The sequence below is a fragment of the uncultured Campylobacter sp. genome (assembly GCF_938030785.1).
GTDB lineage: Bacteria > Campylobacterota > Campylobacteria > Campylobacterales > Campylobacteraceae > Campylobacter_B.
On the sequence record NZ_CALHIK010000132.1, the window covers coordinates 1 to 10,146 of the forward strand.

The following is a 10,146-nucleotide window of genomic DNA, read 5'->3' on the forward strand; positions in this document are numbered from 1 at the left end:
TTTTTGACTGTTTGGACTTCGTAAGCTCAAACGTCATGCTGCCCCTCGGCGCGCTGACCTCCGCGATCTTCGTAGGCTTTGTGATGGATGCGCAGCGCCTGCGCGGGCTTTTTGGCGCTGATATGGGCGAGCTTGGATTTAAAATTTGGTACTTTTCGCTGCGCTTCGTAGCGCCCGTCGCGATCGTGATCATAATGGCAAATCTACTGTTTTTCGGCGGAAAGTAGAAAGCGATTCAGTTAAATTTAGCCCTCTTTGTGTGAGCTTAAATTTAAAAAGGTCGCTTAACATCGTAGCCCGTTAGGCTCATATTTTTAACTAGCGTTTTGCTAAAGGAGTAAATTTTGAAAGCTCTTAAATTTCTATCCAAAGCCCTAATCGCCGCGCTCGGCATTTGTGTGATCGTCGGTGCGCTTAATTACAGCGGGTTTAGCTTCAGCGATCTAAAATGGCTTAGTAAAGATGAGATGGTACAAAATTTCGTACAGGAAGAATTTAATGATTGCGTATATTACCATTATGATACATTTTATGCTCCTGATAAAAATTTAAGCTTCAATGAACTTATTTATACATTAGACAAAATATTTAAAAAGCATATGGATACTAAAACTTTTAGCCTATTTGATGATTTAAACTCAACTATTGGTTTAAATAAAATTACGAATAAAATAACATCAAATAAAATCGTTCCTTGGAATTTTGTCGATTTTGTCCATCATCATACAGATAGAAATGTTGATATAAATGGCAACTACTCATATACGCCATTTGAAGGCAATAAAAAGATAAACTATGATCTCAATCAAACCCTTATATTTACTTGCAAAGGTGGTATGTATGGTTCCGATAGCTTCAGTATAAAAGAATGCAAAAATATTACCTTTTTTGAAAGAGCGCTAGGAAAGAATAGATATTGCATATATTATGAGGGGATTAAGTATATGAGCTATAAATTTCAACCATCTGAAAAGACAAAAAATCCAGATTACGAATTTGATATGGTTCATAACCGCATAAACCAATATCTGCAAGGCGTTAAAGAATGTGTGCCGTATAGTAATACCAACTTTATACACTCGTGCGAATTTTATATAGATAACCACGGAAACAGGTATTACGGGAATTTTTATCTGATATATAGTTTAATAAAAACGATGTTTTTATCTTAGCCGATAATTTAGAAAACAATAAAATATCCGGCTCCATTCATAGCAAAACATAAAATTCCCAGTAAAAATTTTACGCTTTACATCTTGCGAATGGATTTTTACCAAAGCAAAATTCTGTCGGGCGGCGCCGTATCCCGTGCTGCGAGCGCAAAACGTTTAGCAAATATCGCGATAAATTTAAACTTATAATAGTGGAGTTTGAAAAAAAAAAGACGCGCCGCTTGGAAAAAGCGCATACGAAGCTACGTGGCGGTATTTGCGGCAAGCGGCGCGAGCTCCGCCGCTAAATTTAGAGCGAAATTTTAAATAAGGCTAAATTTAATAAAATTTAGCCGTTCATTATCGATAGCAGCTCGGTGTTGTCTTTGGTTTTTAGCATCTTGGCGTATAAAAATTTCAGCGCCTCGACGTCGTCCATCGTCGAGATCGCCGAGCGCAGCGCCCAGATCTTTTGCAGATTTTCGCTACCTTGCAAAAGCTCCTCTTTGCGCGTGCCGGACTTGGTAATGTTGATCGCCGGGTAAATTCTGCGGTCCGAGATATTGCGATCGAGAATGATCTCGCTGTTGCCCGTGCCTTTGAACTCCTCGAAGATCACGTCATCCATTCGCGAGCCGGTCTCGATGAGCGCGGTAGCGACGATGGTAAGCGAGCCGCCGTTTTCGATGTTTCGCGCCGCACCGAAGAAGCGCTTCGGTTTATGAAGGGCGTTTGCGTCCACGCCGCCGCTTAGGACTTTGCCGCTGCTAGGCGTGACGGTGTTGTAGGCGCGCGCAAGGCGGGTGATGCTATCGAGCAGGATGACGACGTCCTTGCCGTTTTCGACGGCGCGTTTTGCCTTTTCGATGACGAGCTCGGCGACGCGGACGTGGTTGAACGCGGGCTGATCGAAGGTTGAGCTAAACACCTCGCCGCGCACGCTGCGCTCCATGTCGGTTACCTCCTCCGGGCGCTCGTCGACTAGCAGCACCAAAAGCTCGACCTCGGGATGGTTGCGCGTAATGCCGTTGGCAAGCTCCTTCATAAGCTCCGTTTTACCGCTACGCGGAGGCGCTGTGATGAGCCCGCGCTGCCCCTTGCCGATCGGGGTGAAAAGATCAAGCACGCGACCGGTAAGGCGCATAGGATCGTATTCGAGCTTGAGCTTTTCGGTCGGAAAAAGCGGCGTAAGATTGTCAAATAGCGGACGCTCTCTGGCCTCTTGGATCGATTTATAATTGATCGCCTCGATCTTTAAAAGCGCATAGTACTTCTCCTGATCCTTCGGTTCGCGCACCTGGCCCGTGACGATATCGCCGACGCGAAGGGCGAATTTGCGGATCTGGCTGAGGCTCACGTAGGCGTCGTTGGCGCTGTCGCTTAAATTTGAATCTATGCCGCGCAAAAAGCCGTAACCCTCGGCGGTAACCTCCAAAATACCCGTAAAAAGTATAAAGCCGCCCTGCTTCGTCTGCATGCGTAAAATTTCAAAAACGAGCGCTTGGCGGCGGAATTCGCGCGGGTTTTCGACGCCTAGCTCGTCTGCTATGGCGATGAGATTTTCAAGATCCATCGAGCGGAGCTCCTCGATCTGGTAGCCCTCGACGGGAACGTGCGTTTTAGCGTAAGTTTTTCTGCCGTTTTGATTAGAATTTGAAACGGCGGTCTGAGCGGAATTTTGATTTGTATTTTCCATTTGTCCTCTTAGAGTGTGAAGTTATTAAATTTAGTTTTAAAAGTCGTGAAATTTAAAAATTTAGTTCTCTTTATAAGCACCGAACCTTAAAATTTTTTGTTGTCTTCTGCTGATGAGCTCGTCTATGCTAAGATCGTCTAGCTTGTGCAGCTCGGTTAAGACATAGTTTCCAAGCGCTTTTATCGCGCCGTCTTTATCTCTGTGAGCGCCCGTTTTAGGCTCCTTGATCACATCATCGACCAAGCCCAGCTCTTTTAGCTCCTCGGCGGTGATCTTTAGCGCTTTCGTAGCGGCCTCGCTCTTGCTCGGATCGTTCCACAAAATCGCGGCACAGCCCTCGGGAGAGATGACCGAAAAGATTGAGTTTTGAAGCATCGCTAAACGATCGGCCACGCCGATCGCTAAAGCTCCGCCGCTGCCGCCCTCGCCAATAACGACGGCGATCGTAGGGGTTTTAAGATCGCTAAGCTCATATAGATTTCGCGCGATAGCCTCGCTCTGACCGCGCTCCTCGGCGCCAAGTCCCGGATATGCGCCCGGAGTGTCGATCAAAAATAGAATCGGAAGGTTAAATTTCTCGGCAAGTTTCGCTACGCGCAGTGCCTTGCGATAGCCCTCCGGATGGGGCATGCCGAAATTTCGCTTCAGCTTGTTTTTGGTGCCGCGACCCTTCTGCTCGGCGATCACGGCAATTTTGCGGTTGCCCATAATGCCCAGATAGCACACGATCGACGGATCGTCTCTAAAGGCACGGTCGCCGTGAAGCTCCCTGGCGTCTTGCAAAAGCGCGCGAATATAATCGATCGCATAAGGGCGATCCGGATGGCGCGCAAGCTGAAGCCTTTGATATTCGTTTAAATTCTTATAAACTTTGGAAATTTCTTTTTCGAGGTTCTTATTTAAAATTTCGACCGCGTCCTCATCGCCGCGAATTTTTGCAGCGGTGATATCCTCGTCGATCTGCTTTATAGGCTTTTCAAAATCCAGATAGTTCGCCATCAATCCACTCTTTTGAAAATAAGCGATGCGTTTGTGCCGCCGAAACCGAAGTTATTGCTCATAACGCAATCGAGTTTAGCTTTTCTGGCAACGTTTGGCACATAGTCCAAATCGCAATCGGGATCTTTTGAAATTTGATTTATCGTAGGCGGTATGATACCATTTTGCATCGCTAAAAGGCTGATCGCAGCCTCTACCGCTCCGGCAGCGCCCAGGCAGTGTCCTAGCTGACCCTTGGTGGAGCTGACCGCAGGCACCTTGCCCTCGCCGAAAAGCTCTTTTAACGCCGCAGTTTCGTTTTTATCGTTTATCGCGGTGGACGTTCCGTGGGCGTTGATATAATCAATCTTCGGGCGTTCCGCCATCTCGTAGGCTTTTTTCATAGCGCGGATCGGGCCGTCTAGGCTAGGCGAAGTGATATGATAAGCATCGCCGCTAGCGCCGAATCCTACGAGCTCGCCGTAAATTTTAGCGCCGCGCGCTTTTGCGTCCTCTAGCTCTTCTAAAACCAAAGCCGCTGCACCTTCGCCCATTACAAAGCCGTTTCGCTCCGCATCGAACGGACGTGAAGCGTGCGCAGGATCGTCATTTCTAGCGCAAAGCGCCTTCATCGCGGCAAATCCGCCGATACCTACGGGACAAACCGCAGCCTCGGCTCCCACTGCGAGCATCTTTTTCGCTTCGCCGATCATAATAACTCTCGCAGCATCCATAATCGCATGCGCGGAAGCCGCACAAGCCGTAACGCTGGATAAATTCGGGCCTTTTAGGTTGTAATATATTGAAACAAAGCCGCCGAGCATATTTACTAACGCAGAAGGGATAAAAAACGGAGAAATTCGCCTAGGACCGCGCTGCAAGCAGGTGTTGGCGTTTATCTCGATATTCGGCAAACCGCCGATACCGCTAGCCGAGCTAACGCCGAATTCGTCGCTATCAAAACCGCTAAATTTAGCGTCCTCTATAGCTTCGCCGGCGGCTTTAAGCCCTAGCTGGACAAATCTATCCATCTTTTTTATCTCTTTTCCATCTTCGATTATGCTCGAAGGATCGAAACCTTTTACTTCAGCTGCAATTTGAACCGGAAATTCGCTAGCGTCAAAGAGCGAAATTTTATCAACCCCGGTTTTTCCGTTACAGATATTTTCAAAACTGCTCTGTTTGTCAAGCCCGAGAGAGGTTACCATCCCGATGCCCGTTACTACGACTCGTTTCAAAACCGCTTCCTTAAAATTTTATTTCTTAGGCAAATTTTCTATATAATCTACTACGTCTTTAATGCTTACTAATTTTTCGGACTCGCTATCAGGGATCTCGATACCGAATTTCTCCTCTAAAGCCATTACTAGCTCAACTACGTCAAGAGAGTCCGCGCCCAAATCCTCGATAATCTTCGAATCAACTTTAACTTGATCCGGGCTTACGCTTAGTTGCTCTACAACTACGTCTCTTACATCTTCAAATACTGCCATTTTAGCACTCCTTTAAAAAAATACCGCGTAATTCTATAATATTTAACCTTAAATTCCGCTATTTAACGCTACATATAGAGCCCGCCGTTGATTTTAAGCGACTCCCCCGTAATGTAGCCCGCACCGTCGCTAAGCAAAAACGCAACTCCTTCGGCGACGTCGCTCGTGCTTCCAAGACGCTTAAGCGGGATGCTCGCTTCGTAGCTTGCTTTTACGTCGTCACTTAGCGCGTCCGTCATATCCGTAGCGATGAAGCCCGGAGTTATGCAGTTGAAGCGGATGCCGCGCGCCGCGCCCTCTTTTGCGAAACTCTTACTCATCGCGATCATTCCGCCCTTGCTCGCGCTGTAATTGACCTGCCCGGCGTTTCCCATTTCGCCGACGATCGAGGCGATGTTTACGACCGCGCCGAAGCGTTTTTTACTCATTAACTTTAGGGCTTCGCGGCAGCCGATGAAAGCGCTGCTTAAATTTGCTTCGATCACGCCCATGAAGTCTTCCAGCTTCATTCTAAGCGCGAGCTTGTCGTTCGTGATGCCCGCGTTATTTACGAGATAGCTTAGTTCGCCGTCGCTTTGCGCGATCAAGCTTAGCGCCTCGCTAAATTCCGCCTCGTTCGTCGCGTCAAATTTTATCACGGCACCCTCTCCGTCGTTTGCGCGGATCTCCTCTAGCAGCGCGTCGGCAGGCTCTGGTGCAGAGCGATAATTGATCCACACCTTAAGCCCGTAAGATGCCAAAGTCCTTGCGATCTGCGCGCCGATACCGCGGCTCGCACCGGTAATTAAAACGTTCTTTCCACTAAATTTCATACTTGTCCTTTTATTAAAATTTTAATATCTAGCGTAAATTTATCCAAATTTACCTAAATTTTAGCAGTTTAAATCTGCTCGCGAGCTGCGCCGTTTAAATTTTAAAATAGCGCCTCATCCATCTCCGCGGGCTTTTGCAGCCCCATTAGCTTTAGCACGGTCGCTGCGACGTTGCTAAGCCCAAGTCCGCTTTTTAGTTCGCGCACGCCCTCGCCCGCGACGAAACAAAACACGTCAAAGGTCGTGTGGTTGGTTAAAATTTCGCCGTCTGCGTCTCGCATCGCCTCGCAGTTGCCGTGATCGCTGATCTGAACGTAGGCGTAATCGTGCGCCTTCGCCGCGCTTAAAATTTTACCGATGCACTCATCCACCGCCTCTACCGCCTTCACCGCGGCGTCATAATTGCCCGTGTGGCCGACCATATCGCCGTTTGCGAAATTTACGACGATGAAATCGATCCCCGCTTCGATACCGCGGATCACCGCATCGCACACCGCTGGCGCGCTCATCTGCGGCTGCTCATCGTAGGTTTTTACTTTCGGGCTTGGTATCAGCACACGAGTTTCGTTCGGCAGCGGCTCCTCGACGCCGCCGTTAAAGAAAAACGTCACGTGCGCGTATTTTTCGGTCTCAGCGGTGTGAAGCTGCGTAAGACCGGCTTCCGCGATCACTTCGCAAAGCGTGTTTTTAAGCACGGGCTTCTTAAAAAGCAGAGGAAATTTAAAACTCGCGTCGTATTCGCTCATCGTGATTAAATTTTTCACGACGAACTTTCGCTCAAATTCGCCGAAACTCTCATCGCCCAAAGCCGCGCAAAGCTCTCTAGCGCGATCGTTTCTAAAATTTATAAAAATCACTCCGTCATCCACGCCGATACCGCTAAAGCCGTTAAAGCTCGCAGGCTCGATAAACTCGTCGCTCACGCCGCACTCGTAGCTTTGCAGCACATACTCGCTAGGCGAAATTTCAAGCGGCGCCGCTTCGCCCATAAGCACGTCGTAAGCGCGCTTTACGCGATCAAAGCGCTTGTCGCGATCCATCGCGTAAAAGCGCCCGCACACGCTGCCGACTTTAAATTTAGCCTGTAGGTGCTTTAAAAATTCCGCCCCGCTGCTCGGCGAAACGTCGCGCCCGTCGGTGATAGCGTGCGCCCAGGTCTCGCAACCCGCATTCTGAGCTATCTCGCAGATCGCGTCGAAATGGCGCAGGTGCGAATGCACGCCGCCGTCGCTGTAAAGCCCTATGACGTGCAACCTGCGGCACTTTGAAAGCAGGCTTTGCAGCGCTTCGTTTTTCTCAAGCGAGCCCTCATCGATCGCGCGATCGATTTTGACTAGGTTTTGATACAGAATTCTACCGCTTCCGATCGTCATGTGCCCCACTTCGCTGTTTCCCATCTGCCCCTGCGGCAAGCCCACGGCAAGCCCGGAGGTGCGCAGCAGCGTATTCGGCACGTTTTTAAAAAGATAATCATAGGCGGGCTTTTTTGCGTTTGCGAATGCGTTAAATTTATCGCTCGCGTTAAAGCCGATGCCGTCGGTGATGAGTAAAATCGTCTTTTGCCCCATTTTGGCTCCTAAATTTCGTCTAAATTTCGCCGCGCTGGCCTTTTGAGGCGGATCTGCGGCGCTGTTTTTACGAGCGGCATTATACTTTCTTTTGGCAAATGCGGCAAAATTTCATCCGCCCTAAAAGCTAAATTTTACCTCTTTTATACTAAAATGCGCGTTTTCATATAAAATTTCATAAAATTTAAAAGGCAAACTTTGTTTTATTATCTCTATCATCTTACGAATATAAATTTTTTCCAATACATCACCGCGCGCGCAGGGCTTGCATTTTTTATCGCTTTTTGTTTTTCGGTCTGGGCTATGCCGCGGTTTATCCGCTGGGCGCAAAATAGACACGCCGCGCAGCCCATCTACGAGCTCGCGCCCCAAAACCATCAGAAAAAGAGCAAAACCCCGACGATGGGCGGGCTCGTTTTCGTTACCGCCGCGGTGCTCGCAAGCCTGCTGTGCGCCAAGCTAAACAACGTCTTCGTGCTATGCGGACTGCTTTGTTTGGTGGGCTTTGGATACATAGGCTTTAAGGACGATATCTCTAAAATTTTAGGCCGCCAAAACCATGCAGGTCTTAGTGCACGGGCTAAATTTGCACTGCAAAATTTCTTGGCGTTTCTGATCGGGGCTACGCTTTATGCTTTTAGCGATCTGGGCGGGGAATTTTTCGTGCCGTTTTTTAAGTACCCTCTGCTAAATTTATGGATCTTCGCGCCGCTGTTTTGGACGATCGTGATAAGCGCTAGCTCAAACGCGGTAAATTTAACCGACGGATTAGACGGGCTAGCGACCATTCCGTCGGTGTTTTCGCTCTGCAGCTTGGGCGTATTTGCCTATCTTTGCGGGCATGCGATCTACTCGCAATATCTCTTGCTACCGCGCGTCGCGGGCGCGGGCGAGGTCTGCATCATCGTCTCGGCGCTGATCGGCGCACTGCTTGGATTTTTGTGGTTCAACTGCTATCCCGCCGAAGTCTTTATGGGCGATAGCGGCAGCCTCAGCGTGGGCGCGTTTTTAGGATACTGCGCGGTCATCACGAAAAACGAAATTTTACTCATAATGATCGGCTTCGTCTTCGTCATCGAAACGCTCAGCGTGATCTTACAGGTGGGCAGCTTTAAAATTTTCAAACGCAGAATTTTCCTGATGGCGCCGATACACCACCATTTCGAGCTTAAAGGCTGGGTCGAGAACAAAATCATCATCCGCTTTTGGATCATCGCGCTGATCGCAAATATCATAGCGCTGACGTCGCTGAAACTAAGATAAAATGCGAGCGCAGATTAAATGTGGCTTTTTGAAAGATGCGAGAGAAACGGCGAAATGAGCGAACTTAGCGCCGATGAGATAACTCAAATTTTATGGGGCGAAAGGGGAGAAAAATGAAAAAATCGCTATTTGGCTACGGGCTTACGACCAAAGCGATCGCCGAGCACTGCCGCGACGAAGGCGGCTACTGGGAGATCTACGACGATAAATTTGAAATTTCTTCGGGCGCGCCGAAGCTGGACGAGTTCGGCAACGCGCTTTTAAACCCAAGCGAGTTCGATCCCGCCGCAAGCGAGCTTGAGATCCCAAGCCCGGGCTTTCCGCCGTATCACGAGCTGGTGCGAAAGGCACGGAATTTAATCAGCGAATACGATTATTTCGACGATTACAAAGGCCTTAAAATTTGGATCAGCGGCACGAACGGCAAGACGACGACGACGAAGATGATGCAGCACCTGCTCGAGCGATACGGCTCGCAAATGGGCGGCAATGTGGGCGTCCCGCTTGCAAAGCTTGATAAAAGCGCTAAAATTTGGGTGCTGGAGACGAGTTCGTTTACGCTGCACTACACCAAGCATGCGTGCCCCGACATCTACGTGCTGCTTGCGATCACGCCCGATCATCTCAGTTGGCACGGCGATTTTGCGGAGTATGAGCGCGCTAAACTCTCGCCGCTGTTAGCGATGCGCGAAGGCTCCGTGGCGCTGATCCCGCGCGCCTACGAAAACTCCGCCGTCGCGCAAAATAGCCTAGCGAGCGTGATCTGCTACGAGGATGAAGCGGATCTGGCACAAAAATTCGGCATCGGTTTAGGCGAGATAAAATTCCGTACTCCGTTTTTGATAGACGCGCTTTTGGCGCTGTGTGTGGAGAAAATTTTATTCGACAGATGCGACGTCGCGCGACTGAATGACTTCGTGATCGAAGGCAATAAACTAGAGGAATTTACCGACGCGCGCGGCAGAATCTGGGTCAATGACACGAAGGCCACTAACATCGATGCGTGCGCGCAAGCCCTTAAACGATATGCCGGGCGCAAAATACATCTGATCCTTGGCGGCGATGATAAGGGCGTGGATCTGCACCCGCTTTTTGCGGAGTTTAAAAAATACGATCTACAAATTTACGCAATCGGCTCAAATACCGATAAAATCGTACTTTTATGTGGCGAATACGGACTTCCTT

At 48.9% G+C, this 10,146-nt stretch carries 9 protein-coding genes and 1 pseudogene; 4 read left to right on the forward strand and 6 right to left on the reverse strand.

Translation table 11 applies throughout. The annotated features are described in order from the left end of the window. Positions 1-227 (forward strand): annotated as a pseudogene (locus tag Q0438_RS07465) (sodium-dependent transporter); the annotation flags it as partial. A gap of 117 nt (positions 228-344) precedes the next feature. After that, positions 345-1,172, forward strand: coding sequence for a hypothetical protein (locus tag Q0438_RS07470; RefSeq protein ID WP_299189799.1), 828 nt, complete (start codon positions 345-347; stop codon positions 1,170-1,172). A gap of 328 nt (positions 1,173-1,500) precedes the next feature. Here Q0438_RS07470 and rho read toward each other — a convergent pair whose 3' ends face one another. From rho to gpmI, 6 genes are all read right to left on the reverse strand, one after another. Beyond that, positions 1,501-2,847 carry a transcription termination factor Rho gene (gene rho, locus Q0438_RS07475; RefSeq protein ID WP_005873347.1) on the reverse strand — a complete coding sequence of 449 codons (1,347 nt, stop codon included), beginning with the start codon at positions 2,845-2,847 and terminating at the stop codon, positions 1,501-1,503. A gap of 60 nt (positions 2,848-2,907) precedes the next feature. Then, complete coding sequence (accA, locus tag Q0438_RS07480; protein WP_299189802.1) at positions 2,908-3,846, reverse strand: acetyl-CoA carboxylase carboxyl transferase subunit alpha; 939 nt, start codon at positions 3,844-3,846, stop codon at positions 2,908-2,910. Continuing rightward, on the reverse strand, positions 3,846-5,063 hold the full coding sequence (locus Q0438_RS07485; RefSeq protein ID WP_299189806.1) for a beta-ketoacyl-ACP synthase II: 1,218 nt from the start codon (positions 5,061-5,063) through the stop codon (positions 3,846-3,848). Before Q0438_RS07485 ends, accA begins: the two co-directional genes overlap by 1 nt. An 18-nt stretch (positions 5,064-5,081) precedes the next feature. Further along, positions 5,082-5,318, reverse strand: coding sequence for an acyl carrier protein (acpP, locus tag Q0438_RS07490; protein WP_299189808.1), 237 nt, complete (start codon positions 5,316-5,318; stop codon positions 5,082-5,084). A gap of 68 nt (positions 5,319-5,386) precedes the next feature. Further along, the gene (gene fabG, locus Q0438_RS07495; RefSeq protein ID WP_299189810.1) at positions 5,387-6,130 is read right to left on the reverse strand and encodes a 3-oxoacyl-ACP reductase FabG; all 744 of its coding nucleotides are present in this window, start codon (positions 6,128-6,130) and stop codon (positions 5,387-5,389) included. A 101-nt stretch (positions 6,131-6,231) separates the two neighbouring features. Continuing rightward, entirely contained in the window at positions 6,232-7,698 is a 1,467-nt protein-coding gene (gene gpmI / locus Q0438_RS07500; protein ID WP_299189811.1) for a 2,3-bisphosphoglycerate-independent phosphoglycerate mutase, read from the reverse strand. A 198-nt stretch (positions 7,699-7,896) separates the two neighbouring features. Between gpmI and mraY the strand changes: the two genes are divergently transcribed. Together mraY and murD are read left to right on the forward strand one after the other, a co-directional pair. After that, positions 7,897-8,961, forward strand: coding sequence for a phospho-N-acetylmuramoyl-pentapeptide-transferase (mraY, locus tag Q0438_RS07505; RefSeq protein ID WP_177386640.1), 1,065 nt, complete (start codon positions 7,897-7,899; stop codon positions 8,959-8,961). A 113-nt stretch (positions 8,962-9,074) separates the two neighbouring features. Continuing rightward, a partial coding sequence (gene murD / locus Q0438_RS07510) for a UDP-N-acetylmuramoyl-L-alanine--D-glutamate ligase (protein ID WP_299189813.1) occupies positions 9,075-10,146 on the forward strand: 1,072 nt, incomplete at its 3' end.

Bases quoted from the DNA above. Each gene is read 5' to 3' on its own strand.
- rho (WP_005873347.1), bottom strand. From the start codon at position 2,847: ATGGAAAATACAAATCAAAATTCCGCTCAGACCGCCGTTTCAAATTCT.
- accA (WP_299189802.1), bottom strand. From the start codon at position 3,846: ATGGCGAACTATCTGGATTTTGAAAAGCCTATAAAGCAGATCGACGAG.
- acpP (WP_299189808.1), bottom strand. From the start codon at position 5,318: ATGGCAGTATTTGAAGATGTAAGAGACGTAGTTGTAGAGCAACTAAGC.
- fabG (WP_299189810.1), bottom strand. From the start codon at position 6,130: ATGAAATTTAGTGGAAAGAACGTTTTAATTACCGGTGCGAGCCGCGGT.
- gpmI (WP_299189811.1), bottom strand. From the start codon at position 7,698: ATGGGGCAAAAGACGATTTTACTCATCACCGACGGCATCGGCTTTAAC.